The sequence below is a fragment of the Bradyrhizobium sp. CB82 genome, assembly GCF_029714405.1.
Taxonomy (GTDB): Bacteria; Pseudomonadota; Alphaproteobacteria; order Rhizobiales; family Xanthobacteraceae; genus Bradyrhizobium.
Window position 1 is genome coordinate 7,292,366 of sequence record NZ_CP121650.1, and the last position, 26,017, is coordinate 7,318,382.

Consider the following 26,017-nt stretch of genomic DNA (forward strand, 5'->3'; position numbering starts at 1 on the left):
GTGAATGACGACGGCGCATCCATGCGACCGCCGGGTGATTGCGGCCCTGGACCTGCATCCGGATGACCGGACTGGTGAAGTACAGTCGAACCGCGCAATCGAAGCTTCGGTTTCCCGGCGATTTTCAGCAATACGTCAGCTGACCGATTTTGGAGCCGGTCGGGACGGGCCAGGAGGTGATCCAGAACCTACGCTGCGGGCGCGAACAGGGCTTGGGGTGATAACTTGCGCAGCAAGCCAAGCCCAGATTTTCATCAGTCGACGGCGTTGCAGCCCTTTTGCGTCAGAATTGCTGGCCCTGATTGTGACACTGCTTTGACTAAAGGAATGACCGCCTCTAACATGCAATTGCAGCTTTCGCCTCCGCTTGTGGCTTCGATCCAGGACGGTCGAGATCGGCGGAGCGAATGGCCACTGTAGCGATGTGGCACCTCGAATTGGTTGGCGCGGTCCTTGCTCTTAGACCGCGGAGGTCTCCGCAATCCCGCCGGGGCTAACGGATAGTTAGCGGCCAAGAAGAAGATTCGATCACGAACCGTCGGCAAGATCTTTCACGAGCTGGAGGCTCACCGTGAAATCGGCAGCGATCGACCATACGATGACAGCAGCAATACGGCTCGATACACCGGCGGCAGCCCTGAATGATCAGATCATTGATCAGGCAACGCAGGTAACCCGTCTGTTGCGCGAGTTCGTGAGGAGCGAGGCGATCGCCCTGGTCGCGATGGATCCGATATCCCGAACCCATCGCTTTCTGGCCGTCGACGGGTATACGGACAGAACGATGTCCTACGTGCTCGACGGATTCCCTAACTCATGCCCGGCTTACGCCATCGCGCGCGAGAAGGACACGCACTCACTGCGGTGGCGAGACTACAAGCGTGACTGGAATCTCAATTTGCCAGATACATTCACCGCTCAGGAATACCTGATGCCGGATGGATTCAGGGAAGGCTCGACGATGTGCCTGCGCGTCGCGGATGGCCGCTACATCGGGGCCATCCACATGAGCTGGTCCAAGGAGGCGCACGCCAAGGACGAGCACCGCGAGATGACGGAGCGCTTCCGCCCGATTCTGCTGAACATCTGCGATCAGCTCAGGACACCACAGCTTCTGGCCGATGAGCTGGCGCCAGGCGCCTACGCGATCGCGGTCTCGCCGAACGGTTTTGCATTTCACTTACCCAACCGCAGTCCGGGACCCCATCTCATCGAGGGCGGAGAGCTTCGTCGGCTCGTGCTGGAGAAGGCGAAGTCCGCCAGAGCTCAACGTTTCGTCTGGCCGGACGAGGCCGGCCGCTGCCACCAGGTCACGATCACGCCCTGCCGCGGAAATATCCTCCTTATCACTGAGCAATGCATTCGCTGGCCGTATAATCTCTCGCTTCGGGAGATTCAGATCCTGCATCTCGTGACCAGTGGCGCTTCAAATCCCAACATCGCCGAGCAACTCTTCGTGTCGCCCCGCACGGTTTCCACGCATATCGAGCACATCCTCGAAGATGAGCTGCGACTCGCGCACGCGACTCGCGGCACTTGCGGTGTCCGAAGGACTGCTGCTGGCGGAGTCCCCTTCCCGGCGGTCTCGGAACCTCGCCGGCCATTGACGGGCCGCGACCACGTCAGCCGGATGGCGCGTCTTGCGCGGGCGCATCCCTCAGAAGCACCACGAGCCCCGCGGCCACGAGGCAGGCAAGGCCAACGCAGGCGAATCCGACCGCATAGGCTGCGAGACCAAGGGCTCCGACCCCGGCAGAGGCAATCGTGGCTCCTGCCAGGTGTGCGACCGTCATCCAGCCCATCGCTCTGCCGACGCGGCACATGCCGAGATTTCCGGACATCAGCCTGATGAGCGCAGGAAACGTCAGTGCCGCATCGAGGCCATAGAGCGCGCCGAACCGGGCCAATTCGACAACGCTGAAGCCGGTAAACGGAAGCCAAAGCAAGAGGAGCGCGCGGAGCACGAAATAGACCGCCAGCAGCGTTTGCGCGGGATAACGATCCGCGAGATATCCGCTCACCGTGCTTCCGATCGCGCCGCCGATCACAACGATGGCCATTACGTCGGCGCTCGACGAGAGGCTGAGGCCCGCGCCCATGCAGAGCATACCGAGCCGGCCGTCGATCAAGCCAGATGTCGACGCGCCGCAGATGCAGAAGACCGTTGCCAGGGCCCAGAACCGCCAGTTCTTCCCCGTTGGACACGGTGACGCGTATCGGTTGGGCTTGGGCTTCTGTGGAGTGGCTCCTCGTCCGGATGCAGGGACAAGAGCGACTGCGAAGGCCGTGGCCAGCACGCCGACGGCGGCGGCCTGGAACACGAAGCACCAATCGAGCGCACTGACCGCGCGCGATGCCACCAGCAGTCCCGCCGCCGATCCCAGCAACTGCATCGACGCCAGGAGACCGGAGCGTGTGCCGCAATGCGACGCGTCGCCACGACTCCCGACTATCGCGCCTAGAAGGGAGGCGCTCAAAGAGCCACTGAATCCAACGCCCAGTCCCCAGGCCACAGCGAGGTGCCATGGCGACGTCGCGCGCGTCGTCGATGCAAGCGATAGCGCAAGGAGAACCAGGCTGGCGACCAGCGGCGATCGAACGCCCCATCGTTCGAGGCCATGCGCCGCGAACGGCGATGCGCATGCGGAGACTGCGACGCCGAGCGTAATCGGCCAGGCCACGTCGGAGGTTTGCCACCCCAGGTCCTGCTGGATGGGGACGGCCAGCAACGCGGGGAGGACGCGCGCGGCCGAGCCTGCAAAGATCGCGAAAGCGAAGATTGCAGAGGTCATCGACTTAGAGCGCGCTGCCCATCCAACCGACGAGAGGCGACCGGCCCGCGATGCCGGTCGGACGAGCTGCGATGCAACAGATCCGGTAGCGAGCCGTGCCCTACTCAGCGGCCTGCGCATGACAACTCGCGGCGTTCCTGTCAGGCGCGAGATCGATGCCGGGATTGCGATCGAAAAAGCCACTGGGCATCAGCTTGAAGCCGGTGAAGATGCAGGGTTGAACGGGAAAGTCTTCGGGACGGACCTGATGGTGAAGACCGAAGACGTGCCAGAGCACGATATCAGTGTTCTCGATATTCCGGTTTTTCCTGACGAAATCAGCGACGCCACCACTTCCGTCCGAGTGGTTCATGTGTTCGCCAGCCGGATATCGCTCTTCGGGATCGAAGGCCGTGACCCAGAGCTGGTTCTTGATGAAGGTCGACCGCCTGCCCGACGGCGACTCCGGATGGATGAATGGTGTCACCGGATGGCTGGCCTCGAGCTTGTAGCCCGTCGGCGTGCCGACCCAATTCTTGCGATTGGGGTTGATAACCTTCCAGGCCCGATGCGTCGCCGGGTTCGCCTGACGGCACCCGCCCAGCTCCGTCTTCAGAACCGTTTCCTCTTCATAGAAGCCGTTGCCATAGACATTGTCGGGTCCCCAGGGATCAGCCTGGGTGTTGAGCTCGACGACGCTGTTGTCTTCGCCATCGACGTTCATGTCCAGCCGCGCGCAAAAGATGTGCTGGTGGATGTGGCCCACGACGCCGGGGGCGACTTCCTTGCCATACTTGCCGGGCTGGCCCGGATGGCATGCGGCGGTGTTGATGATGCCGGTCGCCTTGAGCTCGAACTGGATCGAGCCGTCCGTGTGGAAGTACCAGAACAGGCCATACTCGTAGTTGGCGACCGTCGCGATGCAAGAGATGACCAGCCTGCGGGCACGCCTCGACTCGACGTTGTTGGAGCGAAAGTCCCAATGCTTCCACAGCAGGCCAGCGTCCTCCTCATGGATGCAGATGGCGTTTTCGATGGTGACCACCCTGCCGTCCATCGTCGCGAGATGTGCGTCGAGATAAGCGATCGCGCCGAGGCAGTCGCAGCCGAGCTTCAACGAATTGGCGAGCTTGCCGATGCCGTACTCGCCGATGTCGAAAACATTCTTCCGGAAATGTCCCTTGTCTGTGGTGCCATACGGGACGACCATTTCCACCAGCGACGCGCGATGCGCGATCGGCCGCCCGTCGTAGCTGATGTCATGCAGAGTCAGGCCTTCGCGCGAATTGAAACCGACAAGCACGGACCAGCGATCCCATTCCAGCCGATGTCCATCGAGCCTGAACGAAACGCCCTCGGGCTGTACGATATTGAGCGGCTTGTAGGGGGCGCGCGGGTTCTTGATGAACTCCGCCTCGTAATTCACCTCTGCCTCAGGAATCGGGATGATCTCATGGTCGTCGACGCGGATGATTTCGTAGGTCTTGATATCGACGACGGCGTTCAGGCCACCGATCGGGTGCGCATAGAGATTGTCGTTCTCCCGCAGACGCAGCCAGGCGAAGACGTGCGCGAGATATCGGCCATCCTCACCCGGAATGTCGAAATTACCCGCCGACCACGGATCGATGCAGACAAGCGACATGTCATCGATGCCGCGCTTCTTGCAGGCGGCAATGAACTCGGGAGCCGCCCGCACGGCGTCTTCGATGGCCGTGAACTGTTCGAGCTGGATCATCGGCTTGGCGGTTCGCAAATATTTCGACGTGAGAACTTTTCCTTGCGCAAGCGAAACCGTCAGACGCCAGATGCCATCCTCCCTGACCTCGAACAGATTGACCCGCGCCACTCTTTTTATGGGATCTCCGGGCCTGTACTGACGTACGAGTGATTTCTCAGGTTCGAGAAGTTCGATCGTCTCGAAGAGAAATTCGGCGCCGTACTGTAGATCATTGCGGACGATCCGGATCACCGCAGCGATTTCGGCGGCCGTCAAGGGATCGAGAGGATGCTTTACGGCATCCGTGTTAGGCGTGTCCGGGATGCACGTGCAGGACGACGAGGCGGTGGCAGTGTCCATAGGTTAGCTCCTTGCATAGGCGACTGGGTGCAGACGAGCGCAGCGACGGAATGCGCACGCACACGTGCATCCATTTTGAGCAATACCGCTGCGACACCGGCCGTACGCGACGGCCGCCGGGCATTCCGAATGCAGATCACACCTCGACGGATCGTTTCTCATCGGACGAACGCCTGGCCCGGTTTTCTCGCTACAGACAGCCGAATTTTCTTCCGCGCACCGCCATTCGACAATACGTCAGTTGACCGATTTCGATAATCCGTTCGCCGAACACTGCGGATAGTTAGGAGTTTAATGCTTCGAGTGCCGGAAGGTACGAATGGACATTCGAAGCGCTCATGACCAGCATCTCGCGAGCGTTCCCTACCTGGGCCACGCACCCAACGTTTTCGCGCGGACAACATTACAATGCGAGCGGTGAAATTTTCTTATGTGCGCCTCACGACAGAAGCTATTTGTCAGGCGGCCTGAACCCTGCGGAGCAACCATCTACGATCGTTCTGCTCGCGGCATTTAAACTGCTCGCGGCACTTCTTTGAACAGAGGGCAGTTCGCCAACTGTAGTACCGGACGAGACCAAACTTTCCGTTACAGATCGCACAGCGCTTTGCTGCTCTATTCCGAAGATGTTGCGAGCTGTTGGGCATTTGCTCCTCCTGTAGATTTTCTCCCGTCGAGTTCGCTCGAATAGTCCTTCGAGCTTTGTCATTTGAATTGCGAAAACGGCCGGATGGTATGGTTGAGTCTGCGTTGCGCATCGGATTGCTGCAATACGTTAGTTGACCGATTCTGCGGCTGCAGGCGCGATGCTAAGACGGCGCCCGGTTGGCTCGCGACCAAGCCGTTCGGAACGCCAGCCCAATGTTCGTGCAACAGGAGGAGACATGCTGGACCCCTACAACATTGGCCTGGACAAGAACCCGGCCAATTTCCAACCGCTGACGCCGCTGAGTTTCCTCGCGCGCACGGCCACCGTGTATCCGCACCTCACGAGCACTATCTATGAGGACCACAGCTTCACGTGGGCCGAGACTTACGATCGGTGTCGGCGGCTGGCCTCCTATCTCACCGCGCTCGGCGTCGGTGGGGGCGACACCGTCGCGGCCATGCTACCAAACGTGCCGGCCATGCATGAGCTTCACTTTGCCGTACCGATGGCGGGAGCGGTGCTGAACACACTAAACCTGCGGCTCGATGCTGCTTCAATCGCGTTTCAGTTGGACCATGGCAGCGCAAGGGTCGTCTTCGTCGACCCGGAATTCTCTGACCTGATCGCGGAGGCAACCACACTGATGACCGCGCCGAAGCCGTTTATCTTCGACGTCGACGATGTTGCATTCAAGGACAGCAAACGGATCGGCGAGGTCGAATATGAATCGGCAATCATCCAGGGCGATTCGCAGTTCCTGCCCCGCTATCCCGAAGACGAGTGGGATGCCATCGCGCTCAGCTACACATCTGGCACCACGGGGGATCCCAAGGGCGTCGTCACCTGTCACCGCGGTGCCTATCTCAACGCAGTCAGCAATGTGCTGGCAGCCAACCTGGGCACGCACCCGGTCTATCTGTGGACGCTTCCGATGTTCCACTGCAATGGCTGGTGTTTTCCCTGGACCATTGCGGTTACCGCCGGCATCAACGTCTGCCTGCGCAAGGTCGACCCCGCCAAGATCTTCGACCTGATTGCCCGACATGGCGTCACCCACATGAGCGGCGCGCCGATCGTCTACAACGCGCTCATCAATGCGCCGGGCGCGCCTCGTGGCAACGCGGCCAAATCCGTCCACGGCTTGATCGCCGGCGCAGCCCCGCCGGTCGCCGTGCTCGCCGGCGCCGAGAGCATCGGCATCAAACTCACTCATGTGTATGGCCTGACCGAGGTTTATGGCCCAGCGGCGTTCTGCGCGGTCCAGCCTGGTTGGGACGACCTTTCGACCGATGACCGCGCGCAGCTCACCCGCCGGCAGGGTGTGCCTTACCCGCTGCAGGAGGCTGTCACCGTCATCGATCCCGATACCATGCAGCCGGTGCCGCGTGACGGTGAGACCATCGGCGAGGTTATGTTCCGCGGCAACATCGTAATGAAGGGCTACCTCAAGAACGCCAACGCCACGCGCGATGCCTTCGCCGGCGGCTGGTTCCATACCGGTGACCTCGGCGTGGTCGACAAAGACGGCTATGTCATCATCAAGGACCGCTCCAAGGACATCATTATCTCCGGCGGTGAGAACATCTCCTCGGTCGAGGTCGAGGACGTGCTCTACAAGCATCCGTCGGTGCTGTTCGCTGCCGTGGTCGCCAAGCCGGATCCAAAGTGGGGCGAGGTACCTTGCGCCTTCGTCGAGCTGAAGCCGGACGCGACCGCCACCGAAGCCGACATGCTCGGCTACTGCCGCGAGCACCTACCGGGGTTCAAGTCGCCGAAGGCCGTCGTGTTCGGAGAGTTGCCAAAGACGTCCACCGGCAAGATCCAGAAGTTCGTTCTACGCGACAGGGTCGGATCGGCCAAGGCGATCTCGACCTGACCAGCCTTCGGAGCAGCTTGGAGTTCGCTTGCTGGACTCGCCACCCGACCACACTGCCAATTGCATCGAGGCTCGTAAAGGCACCAACAACGGCCTCGTCGGAGTTGTGCGTTCCCGACGGATGGAAATTCCCACGCCAGCGCGGGCTGCCGTACAAGCCGCTTCCGCGCTGCCGACGGTGAGCCGCGTATGCACCGGCGCGGCTATGGTCGCCTTGCCCTTGAGGAATGTCCAGACATCGGGTGGCGAGAAGCAGGGATAGCTGATGCAATCATGTCCGGCCAAATCTTCAGGCGTACGCGGCGTTCCGCGCGCCGCCAGATAGGCGGGACTGGCGCACACCACCCGGCGCGTCCTGCCGAGCCGCAGCGCGACCAGGCTCGAATCCGGCAACTCGCCGATGCGCACCGCGACATCGATTTGCTCCTGGGCCAGGTTCAGCTTCTGATCGATGGGGATCATCCTCACCTTGATATCCGGATAGGTCTTGAGGAAGTCCGCGATGATCGGCATCAGAATGATGCGCCCAAGGCCCAGCGGGGTCGTCACGGCCAGCTCTCCCGTCGGCGTGGTATACTCACCGGAGGCGGTACGCTCCGCTTCGAGCACATCAGTGAGGATGCGCTTACAAGCCGCAACGTAGGACGTACCTGCATCCGTCAGCACCAGCTGCCGGCTCGATCGGTTGAAGAGCTTCGTCCGCAGGTGAGCCTCGAGCTCGGATACGTTGCGACTGACTGTTGTGAGTGGCGTTTTCAATCGCCTCGCCGCCGCGGACAAGCTACCCTGCTCGACCACGGTCAGAAAGGTCGACATCGCTTCCAGGCGATCCATCGGATCCCTTCCATAATCCGGGAGGATACCTTCCGATTTTGCCATATCGCCCCGGACTTCGGAAGACGGCTTCGCTTGGGAGGATCGCTGGCCCATATCGAGCGAACCTTCAGCTGCCTGGAAGGACCCTTTCCGCGTACGGCCCTTTCTCAGGCTGGGCGCGTTTGGCGGCGGATTCTCGATTGTGGGCATTCCGCTATTGTCGCTCGTGATGGATCCGGTCACCGCCGGCGGCCTTCTCGCGCCATTGTTCATCGCGATGGACTTGTTCGTCCTACGCTACTGGAAGCCTTCGACATGGTCGAAGCCAGATCTTCTACTGCTGTTACCGGGTCTCGTGACCGGAATTGGATTCGGGTATCTGCTGTTTCGTTTCCTGGACCACCGCGCAATCGCGATCGCGATGGCCGCGATCACCTTGATCTTTGTCGCTCTGTGGCTTGTTGCGGGCGCGGAGGTGACGGCAAGTCCACGCTCAACACCGAAGGCGATCACCGCCGGCATCGCCTCGGGAGTCACGACAATGGTAGCGCATTCGGGCGGGCCGCCGCTTGCGATGTATCTATTGCCCCTCGGCCTCAGCAAGGAGGTCTACGCAGGAACAACCAGTCTGTTCTTCACCGCGGGCAACGCGACCAAGGCCGTGCCCTGGCTCTTGCTGGTGAAGCCGACAGGAAACGTCTGGACGTTGATGGCGATTTGCCTGCTCGCCATTCCCGCTGGCGTGTGGGCGGGTTGGCGGCTTCACGGAAGCTTGGACCAGCGCCAGATCTATCGGGTCTGCTACGGATTGTTGGTCGTGACGGCGCTGAAATTGTTATGGGATGGAGTCGCTGGTTATCTCGTGTGAAGCCGAATGGCGTGATCCCAGCAACAAATGACAAAACCATAGCAGCGGGCGCAAAGCCCGCGGCCCGTGATTCAACTATCTCCGCATAAGGCAAACTCGCCGTCGCGCCTAACGGCGGTTGCCCGGCCACGACGGGACTGACTGCTATGCCGATACGTCAGTATTTTGTGTGGGTGGGAAGCGCCCTCCTCGTCGCGCTGCTTGCCGCCGATTGGTGGCTGCCAGATTCCCCTGCGCATTTGCATTCGGCCCCTCCTCCCGACGAGAGGATCAGTCTGCGCATCCGTTCGGACCACAAATGGCCGGAACGGGTAGTGTTCGATACCACGCATTCGGGAATGCCACTCCCGGCTGAATCTGCGACCAAGCTGGACGTCGTTTCAAACCAAGACCTCGACCAGTCCAAGCGGCGCGATCCACGCGACGCGTTCGCGCCAATGGAAGCAATCGCGCCGACAGCAACAAATGACAAAACATCGACAATCCGAGCAAAGCCGCGGCCGCGCGGAAGTCGTATGACCACCATAGCCGAATTCGACTGATCAGGTGCAGACATGAAAGACGTTTTTACCCTCGCCGTGTTCGCCGCCAAAGTGCTCTGCCTCTTCGTGTTCGTATCCGTCCTGAAGCCGGATGGCTGCATCGGCGCCGTCCGGACAACGGCGGATCCCACCGGCTGCATCAAGGTGTCCGGAAATGCAGGCATGTGGACCGGCGTTCTTCCCAGCCGCTTCGTAAGCCAACGATAGGCCATGCTTTGCATGGCCCACCGGCATGCACCGCCGAAACAGCAATAAGCGAATACCCTGATTGCCATGACGTCGGAACACACACGCCGCCGCAACATGGTCAATCAAACGCGATAGCTCACCGAGGTAACGTCTGATGCGCACTCACCGGACCAGCTATCGATCCTGGTTGTCGCTCGGCACCACCGCCGGTTACATCGTGTGGATTTTGTTGGTGGTCATGAGGGGCGATGCGGCGCCCGCCAGAGCCACCCTCGAAGAACGCAAACTACCGATGAGGTTCAGCTGGGTTGCTTGTCAGCCAAATTGTCGAGGCTGGGTCAGCGATTTGCCAACGCGTCTGCTCCTTTTCAGCATAACGGTCAACGCGGCATTGAGGGTCGGCCGCCTGACGCTTCGCCCTGAACGCTTCTGCCCGCGCCCCGCTCCCTCCGCTGCGCCATCATATCCTTCCGACTGAGGAGACTGCCGCAGGATTCGCAGGTCGGACCGAGGCCCGCCGACTTACCGGAGATCAGGTGGGTATCGTTCACCGCGCGAGTTTCCCTTTGCGGCTTGATCCAGGTCTCTGCGCAGGCCCGAAGTGCCAGGATCACCGGATGAAACACTTCACCCTTCTCGGTGAGAAGGTATTCGTAGCGTAGCGGGCGCTTGCTGTAGACCCGCCGCTTCACCAGACCGGCAGCCTCCAAGTTCTTCAGCCGCGCCGCGGTCATTCGCGCCCGATTCACACACGAAATTTTCGCCGCTTCTGTAGCAGTAATCTGCCACATCCTGCCGGCAACGAAGCGCTTCTCGGCTACCAGCTTTCTCCGAACGGCCGCAATTCAACATTGAACGACCATGCGCTTCGATCCTGGTGGGCGACGTGCCAGATCTCCTCGGCGATAGCGCGCGGTTTGATGAAGAAATCGTCCGGCCGATCTGGCCAGCGTTTCCGTGTCCACTCGAGGTCGATCACGGCATCGACCACGACGTAAGCGACGTGAACGCCCTGTGGCCCGAGATCACGCGCCATCGCTTCGGCGAGGATTCGCTGCGCCGCCTTGGTCGGCGCGAAGCCGGCGAAACCGGCTTTGCCGCGCAGGGCCGAGGTGTTGCCTGTGGCAACGATCGCACCCTTTCCCGCCGTCACCATCGCGGGGACGAACCGCCGCGCCAGATACAACAGTCCCATGGTATTGACCTGGAAGTTGCGATTCAGGATCGACGGATCGATCTCGCGGAATGTGCCGAACGCACCACCGACGGCGTTGTGGATGACCACGGCGGGATTGCCGAGATCGCGCTCCACGGCCGACCCTACCGCGTCGATCTGCTCGGGATCGGAAACATCGCAGCGGAATCCTTTCGCGCCCGGCAGTTCCTTCTGAAGGGCCGCGAGGCGCTCCTCGTTCCTGGCGAGCAGAGCGACGCGATAGCCACCCTCGGCAAACCGCCTGGCGAGAGCGGAACCTGTGCCAGGGCCGACACCGGATATCAGGCAGACAGGCGTGGTCATGCGATTAGTCTAGTCCTCCAGGTTCGGCCGGCAGGTCAGTTGCCAGCCTTCGCCAACAGCTTTTCGACGTATGGCTTCAGATCAGGCTGGAAATGCACGTGCTCTACGAGACGAGCGAAATGAGCAAAGGTCCGCGGATATTCATCCCGCACCGCCGGATGCAGGATCCTGTCCAGCCCGAGCTTGTGCAACTGGTCGGCCCGCGCATGCTCGTTCATGAACAGCGCAAGTTCGGCCGCAAAGCAGATATCAGGCAACGTGATCCCGTTTCCCACCAGTGTATCCCGCCGCGGCGACAAGGCCTGTTCGAGCCCCGACATGTAGATCGCGAACGCCTCCTTCGCGCGGGCGTGAATGCTCGCATCGACTGTGCCACCCGACAGCGCAAGAAGATAGATCTGCGTATCCCTCGCAAATACCAGGCTGACATCGAGAAAGCCGTCGATCCTGGAGGCTTCATAGGCGTCTCGACCGTAGAGCCGGTACGTCGCTTCCCCCAGACGCGCCACTGCCCGCATGATGCTGTTGGACTCGAAGATCCCAACCTCGCCGCCGGGCCCGAAGGCGGCCGGCACATTGCCGAACGGCTGCGCCGCCAGAAAGGCATCGGTCTTAAAGAGCTGCGCGCCGGTCAGCCCGACCCGCCCGGTGCGCGCGAGGGATGACAGCGATTGGCGCTCCTCCTCGGCCAGAGGACGGGCGTCGTAATCCCACAGCCAGCCTCTCAGTTCCTTGGCGGCCGCGCCCCTGACCTCGACATCCACGCTGCAGAACCGTGCAGCGATGGTTGCCTTCCACACACGCGGGTTCGGCAGATATGAGAAGATGCGCAAATCGGCCATCGTGGATTTCTCCTGATGAACTCGCAGGTAAGCGCCGGAGCAGAACCGCTACTCCGAGCTTGCGTCCAGAATGTCGCCGAACGGCTCCCAGCGGGAGCCGTTCCAGCGCTGAAGCTGAAGCTGCGTCCAGATCATGTTGTTGCTGTCGCTGGTGTTGATCTTGATGCCGGGCAGCGCGGTCGGCAGATCAAAGTTCTTCAGCGACTTTGCCTGCTTGATGATGTTCTCGCGCGAAAGATCGTCGCCGCATTGCTTGAGGATCTGTTCGAGCACCATGCCCTGCTGGTACCCGGTCAGGTAACTGGTGTTTGTGATGTCGGAGCCGGCCAGATATCGCTCGAAGAAGGCGCGATAGGCCTTGACCGCCTCATCGTCCGTCCATTTCTGGTCGTTCGGGTCCTTGTTCGGGGTGCCGACAATGACACCGACCGAATTTTCGAGGCCTGCGGGCCTCAGCGTGCCGGCGACCGACGACGACGGGAAGTTGATCAGGACCGTCGCTTTCCATCCGGTCTCGGCTGCACGACGGATCGCCTGTGCCGCGAATTTCGGCGTGCCCGCGACGAACAGCGCCTGCGCGCCGGAGCTCTTGAGCGCAACGACCTGCGAGTCGACCGTCGGCTCCGTGACCTCGTAGCTGGCGGTGACCACACGCTTGTCGAAATCGGCGCCAAGCACCGCCTTGAAGGCGTTGACGTAGTCGCGGCCGAGATCATCGTTCTGGTAGAGGATTGCGTATTTCGCCGCGGGCAGCGCCCGCGTCAGGTATTTTGCGTAGATCTTGCCTTCGGTGTCGTAGCTGACGAGACCGGTGGTCGTCAGCGGATAGTCCTTGACGTTGGTGAACTTGCTCGCGCCGGTGACAATCGCAATAGACGGCACGCGCTTCGCAGCGAGATATTTGGCGACAGCCGAGTTGCCCGCTGTGCCGAGCTGGCTGAACATGAACGCGACCTCGTCGCTTTCCACCAGCCTTCGCGCGTGCTCGAAAGCCTTGGGGGGACTATAGGCATCGTCGAGCATGACATATTCGATCTTGCGGCCGTTGATGCCGCCGCGATCGTTGATCGATTGCACATAGGCCTGCACGCCCTGCCCGACCTGACCGATCGAGGAGGCGGGTCCACTCAGGGGAAAGATGCCGCCGATCTTGATTTTCGTCGCTGTGACGCCGGGCGCATCCCCCGCCCAACAGGGCGCGGACATCGTAATCACCAGTGCGCAAACCAGTCTCATGCCCCAGGACATCGCAGATTCCCTCCATTGTTGTTTACGCACGCCCTGCCTGCGGCAAGGCGTGACAGACTTCCGGTGGCCGCGTCAGGCGGCCAGCTTGAGGATCTTGACGATGTCGCCGGGCTCACGGATCGGCTGAGGGTTCGCCCGCGTGAAGATCGAGAGCATTGCGTTCTTGCCGATCAACTCGAAATGGTCCTCGGCAACGCCGACGTCCGCGAGCCTCCGCGGCAAGCCGAGCTCCGCGACGAACGTCGCGAAAGCGTCGCTGGCATCCAGTTCCGGTGCGCCAAGCGCCGCTGCGACCAACCTCTGTGCGGCTTCCGTGGCGGGGCGATTGTATCGGAGCACGCTTGGCATCATCACCGCCGTGCAGAAATAATGCGGCACGTCGCAGGTCCCGCCAAGGACATGGCCGATGGCATGGCTGGCGCCCATCGGAACGCGCGACTGCAAGCCGAAGGCCGACATCCAGGACCCCAACTGGCAGCTCAGCCGCGCCGCTTCATCGTTCGGATTATCCCTGGTGCGACGGAGCCCGTCGGACAGATAACGCAATCCCTGCTGGCACACGGCGTCGACGAGCACATTGGGACGGCTGGAGCAGATCGCCTCGATGCCGTGATCCATTGCGCGCGTGCCAGATCCCAGCCAAAGCTTCTCGGGCGTGTATCTGGTGATCGCCGAATCAAGGATGATGCTACGCGGCATCATCATCGGGTGATTGAAAATCTGCTTCAGCTTGCGGCTGGTGTCGGTGACCAGCGCGCCCGAATTGTATTCGCCGCCGGAGAGCGTGCTCGGGATGGCGATCATCCGCACCTTCGGGGTCCGGAATGGCCCGAAGCGGCGGTCCGGCGTGGTTTCGAAGCCATCGAGCCCCATTGGCTCAAAAATCTCGTGCTCCATGCACATCAGCACGATCTTTGCCGCATCGACCACCGAACCGCCGCCAATCGCGACGACGAGGTCAGCCTGGGCGTCCTTGGCCTGCCGAGCGATCTGCGTCACCACGTCCCGGGTCGTGTGCTGCGGCACCCCGTCAAAGGTCGCGGCATGGCGCGCGCCGAGCGCCGTCCGGATCCTCTCGATCTCGTCGGTCGTGGTGTTGAGCGTGCGGCTCGCGATCAGATAGACGCGCTTGGCGCCCAGCCGCTCTGCCTCCTCCCGCAACGCCTCCGCCGCGGGCTTGCCGTAGATCACGGTTTCCATGGTGGGATATTGATGGCTACCGACGACGGGCATGCTCTTCCTCCCTGGTGTACTTTTCTCTGCACCGCTGCGGCGTCAGCGTCGCGAAGCCGTCAGCTATCCCAGTGTTGACGTGCTCGTATCTCATCCTTCGTCAGGCGACCGCGCGCACCCGCTGCGTCTCGACCCTGCCGTCAAGGAAGCCGGTCAACCGCTGGCGGATGATCGCTTCCGCCTCTGCCATGATGCGGTCGATCAACTCCTTGACCGTCGGGATGTCGTGGATCAGCCCGACCACCATGCCGCAACTCCACGCACCCGCATCCATCTCACCATCGACCATCACCTTCGGATAGACGCCGGCCACCTGGTCGAGGATATCGTCGATCTTCAGATTTGCGCCCTTCTCGCGCTCGATCTCGAGCAGCTCGTCGACGCCCTTGTTCTTCAGCACGCGCTCGGTATTGCGAAGCGCGCGCATCACGAGGACCGTGTCGAGCTCGGTCGCCTTGACCAGCGCCTGCTTCACGTTGTCGTGGACCGGCGCTTCCTTGGTGGCGACGAAGCGGGTGCCCATGTTCATGCCGGCCGCGCCCATCGCGAGCGCACCAACTAGGCTGCGCCCGTCCGCCATGCCGCCGGAGGCCACGAACGGGATCTTCAGCTCATCCGCCGCCCGCGGCAGCAGGATCATGTTGGGGATGTCGTCCTCGCCGGGATGACCGCCGCACTCGAAACCGTCGACACTGACGGCGTCGCAGCCGATCTTCTCGGCCTTCAGCGAATGCCGCACCGAGGTGCATTTGTGGATCACCCTGATGCCGGCGGCCTTCAGCGCCGGCATGTAGGCCTCTGGGCTCCGGCCCGCTGTCTCGACCGCCTTGATGCCGCCTTCGCGGATGGCTGCAATGTACTCCGGATAGGGCGGAGCCGACAGTGTCGGCAGGAAGGTCAGGTTCACGCCGAACGGCTTGTCGGTCATGTCACGGCAGCGCGCGATCTCCTTGGCGAGGAGCTCCGGCGTTTTCTGCGTCAGGCCAGTGATGATGCCGAGACCGCCGGCATTCGACACGGCCGCGGCCATCTCGGCGAAGCCGACATAGTGCATGCCGCCCTGGATGATCGGATGCTGGATGCCGAACAGTTCGGTGATTGCTGTCTTCACGTGAAAACTCCGTTTCCGATCAGTGGACGATTTCGAACAGACCGGCCGCGCCCATACCGCCGCCGATGCACATGGTCACCACGCCGTACTTCGCCTTGCGCCGCCGGCCTTCGAGCAGGATATGCCCCGTAAGCCGCGCGCCGGTCATGCCATAGGGATGACCGATCGCGATCGAGCCGCCGTTGACGTTCAGCTTATTCGGATCGATCCCGAGCTTGTCGCGGCAATAGATCACCTGAACCGCATAAGCCTCGTTGAGCTCCCAGAGATCGATGTCATCGATCTTGAGGTTGTGACGCTTGAGGAGCCGCGGGATCGCAGCAACCGGGCCGACGCCCATTTCGTCCGGCTCGACGCCGGCGGCGACGAAGCCGCGGAAGATGCCGAGCGGCTTCAAGCCCTTCTGCGCGGCGATTCTGTCGCTCATGATCACGCAAGCGGAGGCGCCATCCGAGAGCTGGCTGGCATTGCCTGCGCTGATGGTCTTGCCCTCGAACACCGGCTTGATCTTTGCAAGGCCCTCGGCGGTCGTGTCAGGACGCGGGCCCTCGTCCTTCGACAAGGTCACCTGCTGATACGTCACTTCCTTGGTGTCCTTGTTGACGACGGCCATCTTGGTCGTGATCGGCACGATCTCGTCATTGAAGCGGCCGCCCTGAAGCGCGGCACCGACACGGCGCTGGCATTCGAGGCTGTACTCGTCCTGCTGGTCGCGTCCGATCTTGTAACGATCGGCAACCACTTCAGCCGTCTCCAGCATCGACATGTACATCTCTGGCTTCATCGCCATCAGTTCGTCGTCGATGGCGTGGAAGCGATTCATGTGATCGTTCTGCACCAGGCTGATCGATTCGATGCCGCCGCCGATCGCGATCTCGACGCCGTCGAGCATCACCGAACGCGCAGCCACCGCGATCGCCTGCAAACCGGAAGCACACTGGCGGTCGATCGTGGTGCCGGCCACCGTGACAGGCAGGCCGGCGCGGATTGCGCCCTTGCGGGCGACATTCATCACCATGGTGCCCTGCTGCATCGCGCAGCCCGTCACCACGTCTTCGACTTCGCCGGGCGCGATCCCTGCGCGCTTCACGGCCTCCGCCATCACATGCCCGGCCAGGGTTGGACCGTCAGTGTTGTTGAGCGCGCCCCGATAGGCCTTGCCGACCCCGGTACGCGCGGTGGAAACGATCACTGCTTCAGTCGTCATGTGTGCCTCTCTGCTAGGCGGCCGCATCGAGCTGCGCGTAGCGCAACAGGTGAAAGGCGGGATCGCCGAATTGGATGTTGATGGAGGAAATCCGCTTGAAATAATGTCCGACGTTCAATTCTTCGGTCATGCCCATACCGCCGTGCAGCTGCACCGCCTGGTCGGAGATGAATCTGCCGGCATAGCCGATCTTCGACTTGGAGCCCGACGCGAGACGCGAGACACCGGGCTCGCCTGCATCCAGGCTGAGCGTGAGGTGCTGCATCAATGAGAGCGCTTCCTGATGGGCGATGAACATATCGACCATCCGATGCTGCAGCACCTGGAACGAGCCGATCGTCGTGCCGAACTGTTTGCGGGTCTTGGAATAGTCCAGCGTCGCGGCATTCAATTCAGCCATCGCACCGACGGCCTCGGCGCAGAGCGCGCCCATGGCACGGTCGCGGCAGGCTTCCAGCGCGGCCACCCCCTTGCCCTCCTCACCCAGCAGTTGGCCGGCGACGCCACGCAGGCTGATCTCCGCCGCGCGGCGGCCATCAATCGTCTTGAAACTCTGTAGAGCCAAATTGGCGGCCCGGCGATCAACCACGAAGAGACTGACGCCGCCGCGATCGCGCTGTTGACCAGAAGTGCGCGCCGAAACGATCAGAAAGTCCGCCCAGGGCGCGCCGATGACCGCGGTCTTCCCGCCGGTCAACACATAGTCGTTTCCCTGGCGCCGTGCCGTGGTGGTGACGTTGGCGAGATCGAAGCGCGAGTTCTTTTCGGTCCAGGCCAGCGCCCAGGTCCTGGTGCCAGCGATGATGCCCGGAATGAACGCCTGTTTCTGTTCGGCGGATCCGACGCGCTCGAGCAGGCCGCCCGCGAGCACAACGGTCTCGACGAAGGGCTCGACCACGAGATGACGGCCGAACTCCTGCATGACGATCATGGTCGACAGCGCGCCGCCGCCGAGACCGCCGACGTCCTCGGAGAACGGCGCCGCCAGCAGGCCTAGCTCGGCAAATGACTGCCATTGACTGCGGCTGTACCCCTCTTCGCTCGCGACGGTCTTACGGCGCGCATCGAAACCATACTGGTCGCGCAGCAGGCGCTGGACGCTGGATCGAAGCAGCTCCTGCTCTTCCGTGAACTGGATATCCATCCGATTCCTCCCGTGCCGCCGTTCGCTAGAGACCGAGCACGGCCTTGGCGATGATGTTGCGCTGGATCTCGTTCGATCCGCCGTAGATGGAGAGCTTGCGCGAGTTCAAATATTTCTCCGATGCGGTGTGGCCGTAATCCGGCCCCGGCATGAAATGATTGGCGCTCACCGGATGCTCGCGGATCGCCAGCCCGTAATTGCCGATCGCACGATGGGTCAGCTCGGTGATGTCCTGGAAGATTTCGGTGCCGCGGATCTTGAACAGCGAGGCCGCCGGCCCCGGATCGATGCCGCGAGCCATCTGGGCGACGACGCGCAGCTCGGTTGCCTCCAGCGCCAGCACATCCAGCTCGATGCGGGCGATGTCCCTGACGAATTCGAGATGCGCCGGATCGTCTACCGGGATCTCCGCCTTCACGATCTTCTTCAGCTTCGCGATATAGCGCGTCGAGCGGCCGATGCCGGCCATGCTGGTGCGCTCATTGCCGAGCAGGAACTTGGCATAGGTCCAGCCCTTGTTCTCCTCGCCGATCAGGTTTTCGACGGGCACCCGGACGTTTTCGAGGAAGACGTCGTTGACCTCATGGGAGCCGTCGATGGTGATGATCGGACGCACGGTCACGCCCGGCGACTTCATGTCGATCAGCAGGAAAGAAATGCCGGATTGCGGCTTTGCGGCCGGATCGGTCCGCACCAGGCAGAAGATCCAGTCGGCGTGCTGCGCCAGCGTGGTCCAGGTCTTGTGGCCGTTGACGACGTAGTGGTCGCCGTCGAGCACCGCCTTGGTTCGGACGGTGGCGAGGTCCGAGCCCGAGCCGGGCTCCGAATAGCCCTGGCACCACCAGTCCTCGCCCGAGAGGATGCGGGGAAGAAACTTCTTCTTCTGCGCCTCATTACCGAACGTAAAGATGACGGGACCGACCATGGTGATGCTGAACGCCAAAGGCGGCATCGTGCCGGCGCGCGTGGTCTCCTGCTCGAAGATGAAGCGGCGGGTGATGGACCAGCCGGGCCCGCCATATTCCTTGGGCCAGAGCGGCGCGATCCAGCCCTTCTTGTGGAGGATGCGATGCCACAGCAGCATCTGCTCCTTGGAAAGATCGGTCTCCGGATTGGGGACGCGCATTTCGGCCGGATAATTATTCTTGATGAATGCGCGGACGTCGTCGCGAAACGCAGCGTCCTCCGCGGATAGCGCGAGCTCCATCGGCGTGCTCTCTACCACTTCTCGCCGAAGGGACGGATCTCGAGCTCGAACGTCCAGGCGCTCTTGGGCTGCTGGTAGAGCTGCCAATAGGACGCGGCCACCGACGCCGGCGGCATCAGCAGGTCCGGATTGTCGAGCGCATTGGGGCCGAGCGCTTCGAGCCGGCGCTGCCGCACCCATTCGGTATCGACGCCGGAGTCGATGATGAGGTGCGCGACATGAATGTTCTTCGGCCCGAGCTCTCGCGCCATCGCCTGTGCGACGGCTCGCAGGCCGAACTTGGCGCTGGCAAAGGCGGTATAGCCGGAGCCGCCGCGCAAGCTCGCAGTCGCGCCGGTGAAGAAGATGTTGCCTTCGCCACGCGGTAGCATCAACCGCGCCGCCTCGCGCCCCGCAAGGAAGCCGGAATAGCAGGCCATCTCCCAGACCTTTCGGAACACCCGTTCGGTGGTGTCGAGGATCGGGAAATTGACGTTGGCGCCGATGTTGAAGATGCAGACTTCGAGCGGCGCGTGCTTGTCGGCGTCGTTCAGGAAGGAGATGATTTCCTCCTCCTTGCGCGCGTCCAGTGAGCGCGCGTGGATCTCGCCGCCTGCGGCCTCGATGTCCTTGACCAGTGGCGCGAGCTTGTCGCCATTGCGGCGGCCAGCGAAGACCGTGAAGCCTTCGGCGGCGAATTTCTTGGCAATCTCGCCGCCGATGAAGTCACCGGCGCCAATCACCGCAACCGTCCTGTTTCTCTTCTGCATATGACTTCTCCAGCTTCGTGAAATGTTGAGGCGATCTCGCCCGCTTCAGTTGCGCAGCGATTCCGCCAGCTTGCGTTTCAGCAACTTGCCGGTCGACGTGGCCGGCAGCGCGTCCATGAGGATGATCTCGGACGGTCGCTTGTAGGAGGTGAGCTCAGGCGCGACATGCGCCATCACGTCCTGCGCGGTTGCCGAGGAGCCTTTGAGTAGCTGCACGAAGGCTACGATCTCTTCATTGCCTGGGACCTGCCGCCCGACCACGGCGCATTGCACCACGTCTGGATGCGTGCTCAGCACCGCCTCGATCTCGGCCGGATAGACGTTGAAGCCGGAGCGAATGATCATCTCCTTGGTGCGGCCAACGATGAACATCGCATCGCCCTCGAAGCGCGCCAGGTCGCCGGTGTTGAACCAGCCGTCCGGATCGATCGCTTTCGCCGTGAGGTCGGGGGCGCGGTAATAGCCGCGCATCACGTTCGGTCCGCGGACGTGCAGTTCGCCGATCTCGCCGTTGGTCACGATGGTGCCGTCACGCGCGACGATTCGAGCCTCGATGCCCGGCACGAGAGTGCCGACCGAATTGTCGCTGCGCGGCGCCTCCGCCCGAACGCCGGAAATGCCGGGCGAACATTCGGTGATGCCAAAGGCGTTGCCAAGCGGAAGACCGAGCTCCTTCTCGACCCTTGCCTTGAGCTCGAGGTCGAGCGGCGCGCCGGCGACGCTCATCAGGCGCAGCGCACCGCGCTCCAGCTTCGGCAGGCCTGCCATCTGCTTGTATTCCAGCAGCCGCTGGTAGGTGGCGGGCACGCCGTTCAGGAGCGTGATGCCCTCCTCTGCCAATGCCTTGGCAAGCGCGGCGGGGTTGTATTTGGTGACCAGCCGGGTGACCGCACCGACCATCAGCGTCATCGTCAGAAGCGAGATGCCGACAATGTGCGAGATCGGCAGCACGCAATACTGCACGTCGTCCGCGGTCATGCTGCGCAAGGTCGCGGTGGTCCGGGCCGAGAACAGCAGGTTCCGGTGCGTGAGCATGACGCCCTTCGGCGTTCCGGTGGTTCCGGACGTGTAGATGAGCACAGCCACCTGGCGTGCGCCGTCGGTCTCGACCGGCTCGGCCTTGGTTTCCCGGTTCAGCGCAGACACGCCGATGCCGTTGAGCGGCCCGACATCCTGGAGCGGAGCCTCATAACGCATCGCGTGTGCGGCCGCCTCTTCCGAGACCTTTGCCGTGAAGAACATGCGCCGAGCGCCGCTGTGATCCCTGATCTGGTCGAGCTCGCGCGGCGAAAGCCGCGGGTTGGCAACGATCGCCCAGGCATCGAGGCGGCTTGCGGCGAACAGCAGGCAGGCGAGCGCGATCGAATTTTCGCTGACGAGCATGATGCGGTCACCGGCGCGGATGTCGAGCGCGCGCAGCGCGTCCGCGGTCGCACCGACCGCCCGGTCGAGCTCGCAATAGGTCAATTTGGCGTTGTCATCGATCAGCGCTGTCCGATCGGGCGTGGCGGCAACATACGGGTCCATCACCTCATGGATGCGCTGCGGCAATGCATTCGTGATTTCGGCTGCAACCTGCTGCCAGTTCGCCAATGACACCTCCCATTGAAGAGGCCCTTTGCGGGCTCGGTTCTTTCTGATACCTCCGCGCCGTCAGGCGCTCTTGCGCCGCTCCGAGTTCAATTGCGCGAGGATTTCGTCCTCGACGTCGCGCAAGCTGTCCTTGCCAAAATAGATCTCGTTGCCAACGAAGAACGTGGGAGAGCCGAACGTACCGCGCGCCACAGCGTTGCTTGTATTCTCGATCAACCTTTTCTTGACGTCGTCGTCCTGGGCGCGGGCGCTAATGCGATCGATATCCAGCCCGGATGAAAGGAAGGCTTCGCGAAAGACCTGCGGATCGTCCATCTTCTTGGGCTCCACCCACATGTGGTGATAGGCCGCGCGGAAGTAGGGCTCGAACGCCCCCTCGAACTCCGCGGCAACAGCGCCGCGCATCAGCGCAAGCGTGTTCACCGGGAAGAACGGGTTCATCGTGAACTTCGTGATGTTGTGTCGGCGCAGGAAGCGTTGGGTCTCGAGCGCATTGTATTCCGGCTTGTTCCTGATCCCGCGCAGCGACTCGGCGGGCGACATGTTGCCGGTCGCCTTGTAGACGCCACCGAGCAGCACCGGCACGTAGTCGAATTTGGCTCCCGTTCGCTGCTCGATGCCAGGCAGCGCGAGCTCGGCGAGGTAAGCGTTGGGACTGCCGAAATCGAAATGAAACTCGATCTTGAGCGGAGCAGCCATGGAACGCCCTTCCCTTGGACGGCGGCGTTGTTCGCCACCCGATTGATCGTGCTGCACCGATAAAGTTCTATTTTAGAACTGTCAATATGATGTTTATCATACAATGCGCATAACGATGCGCGAATGCGCGCATCTCATTGATTTTCCGTGAGTTCTGATTTAGAATTTATTTGCAGTGCCGCTACGGATTCGCTGGAGACGTCAATGAAATGGGATACCCTTGAGGAGGAGCCATGCTCTCTCGCCCGTACCGTGGCGGTGATCGGTGACCGCTGGAGTCTCCTCATCCTGCGCGAATGTTTCTTGCGCATCCGCAGATTTGATGACTTCCAGACGTCGCTCGGAATCACCCGCCATCTCCTGGCCGATCGGCTGAAGAAATTTGTCCGCTTTGGCGTACTGCGAAAGATTCCGTATCAAGAAGCGCCGAAGCGCTACGAGTACATCCTGACGCAAAAAGGTCTCGATCTCTATCCAATCATCATGTCGATTGTGCACTGGGGCAACGTCCACATGGTCGACTCGCGCGGACGACCGCTGCTGCATGAACACAAGAACTGCCACAAGATGTTTGATCCTGTCATGATCTGCTCCGAATGCGGTGAGCCGCTGACGGCGAAGGCAGTCCATGTTCATCCGGGCCCCGGCGCGAGACGGTCTACGCCGACAAGCATCGGCGCTTCGGCGAAGAACGCTGGTTGACCTTTCCGCAGCTGCAGGAAGGCAGTTCTGGTGGAACGACTTCAACGGGCCAGTACATCCGCAAATGGCCTTACCGTGGCCTGGCGGCTTGGCGTTGCGCAATTGGCAAACAGGATTGCAGGGTACCTTAGGGTAGAAAGCCCCGACCCGAACATTCTGGTTGTGACTGCGCGACCAGCATCGCGCCCGCGGCGACCACTACCCGATCTCTGACGCAATCTCTACGTCGAAGTGAGGACGGTTCGGCGGCGGCTCAAGAACCACCGCTCGCCGCTCCAATCGATCCGGCCTGCTTGATAGGAGGTGTCGACATTGCCCTCGTCCTGAGGGCGGCGGGCGAAGCTGATCCCGCCACCGACCGGTGATGTGATGAGTACGAGGATGAGGCGTATCGGCTGTGTGGGCCCTCGGCACCGTGGAGGCCCGCGAACGTCCGCACCGGCCTAGAAGCCAACACAGAACGCAGTCGCGTCTTGAAACCTAAGCGGTTTCTTCTTCTCGTCGCACGAAGCGCTCAATCGACCACAGAGAAATCCTTGGACTTCTGCCCTTCATCCGCTTCCAAAAATCCTTCGGCAGCAAGGCCCCGCTTCAGCAACTCGCGTAGCGCCGACGCTCTGCTCGGCATTCGCTTCCTAAAACGCCACGTATCTACGGCACGGAGTTCCGTTTGCGACAGCATGATTTGGAGGCGTTCGGCTCTGCTGAGTTCACCCATCCGCATCACTCCTAATACGCAAAAGCCTTGGAATGCCCCAATTACTATTTTGGCTAATTAATCGCACTAACATAGTTTAAGGGACAAATTGCCAAGACAGGCGAAGCCACCAACAACTGATTGAACTAACAACTGTTTTCTTGATTTCGTATGGTATGGAGCGCAGGCTCGGGAATGATCAGCCGGCCCACAGGCGAACGATGCCGCTAGATCGCTTACTCGAAAGGCGCGGCATAGGATCGGAACGTTCCGAAACGCTTGGGCAGGCGTTCAATTTGGCGCTCACGGACCTGTATCTGGTGGATCGCAACGATCCGATTTGCGAGATCGTGGCCCGCAAGATCATCGAGATCGGCCAAGACGGCACTCGCAATCCCCAAGAGATAGCCGCTCAAACGATCAAGCAACTTGACCCGTAAGCTCCGGCGGGAGGTATCCTCATGGGAATAGAACGGATGCGCCCAGCTAGATATTGGCGGATGCGAGCGGAAGAGTTCCGCACCAAATCCGATAATGCGGAGCATAGCGAGACGAAAAAGACCTTGCTTACAGTCGCGCAACAATATGACGACCTAGCTCGTCGCGCTGAGACAATTCGTACCGTGCAAGACCTAGAAGAAAATTAGCCGCCTCGCTTGGCGTCTTCATCCTTCCGATGTCGCTGATGGTCCAGGCTGTGTGAAAAGTCCCATCGATGCTATGATTCTGCGCGTGAATCGGCGAATCGGGAGCGCTGGATGTCAGGCTTCGTGGAGGGGATTGATCGGAGTCAAAGCAGTTTGTTCCCAGCGGCACTTGAGGACTATGTAGCCGAGGATAATCTGGTTCGCGCGGTTGACGCTTTCGTTGAGGGTCTTGATCTTGGCCAGCTCGGCTTTGGTCGGTTTGTCCCGCTGGAAAGAGGGCGGCCCTGCTATCATCCGGCGACGCTGCTCAAGATATACATTTATGGCTATCTCAATCGCGTCCCATCGAGCCGTCGTTTAGAGCGCGAGTGCCAGCGCAACATCGAGCTGATCTGGTTGACGGGGCATCTGGCACCGGACTTCAAGACCATCGCGGATTTCCGTAAGGACAATGGCAAGGCCATTCGTGAGGTTTGCCGTGCCTTCGTGGCGCTGTGCCGCGAGCTTGATTTGCTGAGCGAGGCGAGCGTCGCCATTGACGGATCCAAATTCAAGGCTGTCAATGCGCGCGATAAAAACTTCACCGAAGCCAAGATGAAACGGCGTCTGGAGCGGATTGAGGAGAGCATCGCGCGCTACATAGCGCAATTGGAGACCGCCGACCGCCGCGGTGATGCAATGCCAGAGGCAAAGGTTGAGCGGTTTAAGGACAAGATCGCGAAACTGAACGAGGAGATCGCGCGGCTCAGTATAATCAATGCCGAGATGGTGAAGAGTAAAGACAAGCAAATCTCGCTGACCGATCCTGATGCGCGTTCGATGGCAACGAGTGGCAAGGACACCGGGATCGTCGGCTACAACGTGCAAGCCGCAGTCGATACTAAGAACCATCTGATTGTGGCCCACGAGGTGACGAACGTTGGCACGGATCGCCATCAACTGTCGAATATGGCGGAGCAGGCGCGAACTGAGATGGGCGTTGAGAGGCTCGATGCTGTGGCGGATCGCGGCTATTACGCGAGCGAAGAGATTCGCGCCTGCGAAGAGGCCGGCATCGCCGTCACGCTACCAAAGCCTATGACCTCGAACGCGAAGGCGGCAGGGGGTTTCGGCAAGCAGGACTTCCGGTACGTGGCGGCGGAAGACGTGTACATTTGTCCTGCCGGACAAAAGCTTACCTACTTCTTTACGACCGCGGACAAAGGTTTGGTGTTACGACGCTACCGGACCGACGCCTGTCAGAGTTGCGCTATCAAGCATAGCTGCACCACTGGCAAGGAGCGACTGATCTCCCGATGGGAACACGAGGCCGTGCTTGAGACTGTGCAGGCGCGCCTCGATCACCATCCAGAGAAAATGACAATGCGTCGTTCGACAGCGGAACATCCGTTCGGCACCATCAAGAGCTGGATGGGAGCAACGCACTTTCTCACGAAACGGCTGCCGAAGGTGGCAACTGAGATGGCGCTCAATGTGCTCGCCTATAACATAAAGCGCGTGATGGCGATCATCGGCGTGACTGGGCTGCTGGAGGCCTTGGCTACTTGAGCCAAGGACTTGCGCATTCAAATGGACGCCAACAGAAGGCCTAAAGCGGGATGGGGTTAAGTTGAATCGATTTGGGATTC

At 61.3% G+C, this 26,017-nt stretch carries 24 protein-coding genes; 7 read left to right on the forward strand and 17 right to left on the reverse strand.

Annotation, left to right across the window (positions count from 1 at the left end):
- Positions 1-856 precede the first annotated feature (856 nt).
- The 3 genes from QA640_RS35255 to QA640_RS35265 form a co-directional block, all read right to left on the reverse strand.
- Positions 857-1,180 (reverse strand): hypothetical protein, encoded by a 324-nt coding sequence (locus QA640_RS35255; protein WP_283037396.1) that lies wholly within the window; start codon positions 1,178-1,180, stop codon positions 857-859.
- 442 nt (positions 1,181-1,622) lie between these two features.
- Complete coding sequence (locus QA640_RS35260; RefSeq protein WP_283037397.1) at positions 1,623-2,792, reverse strand: MFS transporter; 1,170 nt, start codon at positions 2,790-2,792, stop codon at positions 1,623-1,625.
- Positions 2,793-2,892: 100 nt separating this feature from the next.
- Positions 2,893-4,851, reverse strand: coding sequence for a primary-amine oxidase (locus QA640_RS35265; RefSeq protein WP_283037398.1), 1,959 nt, complete (start codon positions 4,849-4,851; stop codon positions 2,893-2,895).
- Between the two features lie 884 nt (positions 4,852-5,735).
- Here QA640_RS35265 and QA640_RS35270 point away from each other — a divergent pair.
- Positions 5,736-7,376, forward strand: coding sequence for an acyl-CoA synthetase (locus QA640_RS35270; RefSeq protein WP_283037399.1), 1,641 nt, complete (start codon positions 5,736-5,738; stop codon positions 7,374-7,376).
- On the opposite strand, the gene QA640_RS35275 is transcribed toward QA640_RS35270, so the two are convergent.
- Positions 7,335-8,210, reverse strand: a complete 876-nt coding sequence (locus QA640_RS35275; RefSeq protein WP_283037400.1) for a LysR family transcriptional regulator — start codon at positions 8,208-8,210, stop codon at positions 7,335-7,337. The genes QA640_RS35270 and QA640_RS35275 overlap by 42 nt on opposite strands.
- Before the next feature lie 94 nt (positions 8,211-8,304).
- Between QA640_RS35275 and QA640_RS35280 the strand changes: the two genes are divergently transcribed.
- From QA640_RS35280 to QA640_RS35290, 3 genes are all read left to right on the forward strand, one after another.
- Positions 8,305-9,060 carry a sulfite exporter TauE/SafE family protein gene (locus QA640_RS35280; protein WP_283042978.1) on the forward strand — a complete coding sequence of 252 codons (756 nt, stop codon included), beginning with the start codon at positions 8,305-8,307 and terminating at the stop codon, positions 9,058-9,060.
- A 146-nt stretch (positions 9,061-9,206) separates the two neighbouring features.
- Positions 9,207-9,602: a hypothetical protein gene (locus QA640_RS35285; protein WP_283037401.1), complete on the forward strand. Its 396-nt coding sequence runs from the start codon at positions 9,207-9,209 to the stop codon at positions 9,600-9,602.
- 12 nt (positions 9,603-9,614) lie between these two features.
- On the forward strand, positions 9,615-9,809 hold the full coding sequence (locus QA640_RS35290; protein ID WP_283037402.1) for a hypothetical protein: 195 nt from the start codon (positions 9,615-9,617) through the stop codon (positions 9,807-9,809).
- Positions 9,810-10,171: 362 nt separating this feature from the next.
- Here QA640_RS35290 and QA640_RS35295 read toward each other — a convergent pair whose 3' ends face one another.
- The 12 genes from QA640_RS35295 to QA640_RS35350 form a co-directional block, all read right to left on the reverse strand.
- Positions 10,172-10,525, reverse strand: a complete 354-nt coding sequence (locus tag QA640_RS35295; protein WP_349253656.1) for a winged helix-turn-helix transcriptional regulator — start codon at positions 10,523-10,525, stop codon at positions 10,172-10,174.
- A gap of 83 nt (positions 10,526-10,608) precedes the next feature.
- Positions 10,609-11,310, reverse strand: coding sequence for an SDR family NAD(P)-dependent oxidoreductase (locus tag QA640_RS35300; RefSeq protein ID WP_283037403.1), 702 nt, complete (start codon positions 11,308-11,310; stop codon positions 10,609-10,611).
- Positions 11,311-11,345: 35 nt separating this feature from the next.
- Positions 11,346-12,152, reverse strand: coding sequence for a glutathione S-transferase (locus tag QA640_RS35305; RefSeq protein WP_283037404.1), 807 nt, complete (start codon positions 12,150-12,152; stop codon positions 11,346-11,348).
- 48 nt (positions 12,153-12,200) lie between these two features.
- Positions 12,201-13,358 (reverse strand): ABC transporter substrate-binding protein, encoded by a 1,158-nt coding sequence (locus QA640_RS35310; RefSeq protein ID WP_283037405.1) that lies wholly within the window; start codon positions 13,356-13,358, stop codon positions 12,201-12,203.
- A 114-nt stretch (positions 13,359-13,472) separates the two neighbouring features.
- The gene (locus tag QA640_RS35315; RefSeq protein WP_283037406.1) at positions 13,473-14,633 is read right to left on the reverse strand and encodes an iron-containing alcohol dehydrogenase; all 1,161 of its coding nucleotides are present in this window, start codon (positions 14,631-14,633) and stop codon (positions 13,473-13,475) included.
- A gap of 100 nt (positions 14,634-14,733) precedes the next feature.
- On the reverse strand, positions 14,734-15,744 hold the full coding sequence (locus QA640_RS35320) for a nitronate monooxygenase family protein (RefSeq protein ID WP_283037407.1): 1,011 nt from the start codon (positions 15,742-15,744) through the stop codon (positions 14,734-14,736).
- A 19-nt stretch (positions 15,745-15,763) separates the two neighbouring features.
- On the reverse strand, positions 15,764-16,951 hold the full coding sequence (locus QA640_RS35325) for an acetyl-CoA C-acyltransferase (RefSeq protein WP_283037408.1): 1,188 nt from the start codon (positions 16,949-16,951) through the stop codon (positions 15,764-15,766).
- Positions 16,952-16,964: 13 nt separating this feature from the next.
- Positions 16,965-18,095: an acyl-CoA dehydrogenase family protein gene (locus tag QA640_RS35330; protein WP_283037409.1), complete on the reverse strand. Its 1,131-nt coding sequence runs from the start codon at positions 18,093-18,095 to the stop codon at positions 16,965-16,967.
- 25 nt (positions 18,096-18,120) lie between these two features.
- Positions 18,121-19,302 carry an acyl-CoA dehydrogenase family protein gene (locus QA640_RS35335; protein ID WP_283037410.1) on the reverse strand — a complete coding sequence of 394 codons (1,182 nt, stop codon included), beginning with the start codon at positions 19,300-19,302 and terminating at the stop codon, positions 18,121-18,123.
- Positions 19,303-19,313: 11 nt separating this feature from the next.
- Entirely contained in the window at positions 19,314-20,051 is a 738-nt protein-coding gene (locus tag QA640_RS35340) for an SDR family oxidoreductase (protein WP_283037411.1), read from the reverse strand.
- 45 nt (positions 20,052-20,096) lie between these two features.
- Positions 20,097-21,644: an AMP-binding protein gene (locus QA640_RS35345; RefSeq protein WP_349253657.1), complete on the reverse strand. Its 1,548-nt coding sequence runs from the start codon at positions 21,642-21,644 to the stop codon at positions 20,097-20,099.
- A 60-nt stretch (positions 21,645-21,704) separates the two neighbouring features.
- Positions 21,705-22,343: a 2-hydroxychromene-2-carboxylate isomerase gene (locus QA640_RS35350; protein ID WP_283037412.1), complete on the reverse strand. Its 639-nt coding sequence runs from the start codon at positions 22,341-22,343 to the stop codon at positions 21,705-21,707.
- Between the two features lie 204 nt (positions 22,344-22,547).
- Between QA640_RS35350 and QA640_RS35355 the strand changes: the two genes are divergently transcribed.
- Positions 22,548-23,045, forward strand: a complete 498-nt coding sequence (locus tag QA640_RS35355) for a helix-turn-helix domain-containing protein (protein WP_283042980.1) — start codon at positions 22,548-22,550, stop codon at positions 23,043-23,045.
- A gap of 514 nt (positions 23,046-23,559) precedes the next feature.
- Here QA640_RS35355 and QA640_RS35360 read toward each other — a convergent pair.
- On the reverse strand, positions 23,560-23,763 hold the full coding sequence (locus QA640_RS35360) for a hypothetical protein (RefSeq protein ID WP_283037413.1): 204 nt from the start codon (positions 23,761-23,763) through the stop codon (positions 23,560-23,562).
- 275 nt (positions 23,764-24,038) lie between these two features.
- Between QA640_RS35360 and QA640_RS35365 the strand changes: the two genes are divergently transcribed.
- Both QA640_RS35365 and QA640_RS35370 read left to right on the forward strand, forming a co-directional pair.
- Positions 24,039-24,182 carry a hypothetical protein gene (locus QA640_RS35365; RefSeq protein WP_283037414.1) on the forward strand — a complete coding sequence of 48 codons (144 nt, stop codon included), beginning with the start codon at positions 24,039-24,041 and terminating at the stop codon, positions 24,180-24,182.
- Between the two features lie 318 nt (positions 24,183-24,500).
- Positions 24,501-25,937: an IS1182 family transposase gene (locus QA640_RS35370; RefSeq protein WP_283037415.1), complete on the forward strand. Its 1,437-nt coding sequence runs from the start codon at positions 24,501-24,503 to the stop codon at positions 25,935-25,937.
- Positions 25,938-26,017: the final 80 nt, after the last annotated feature.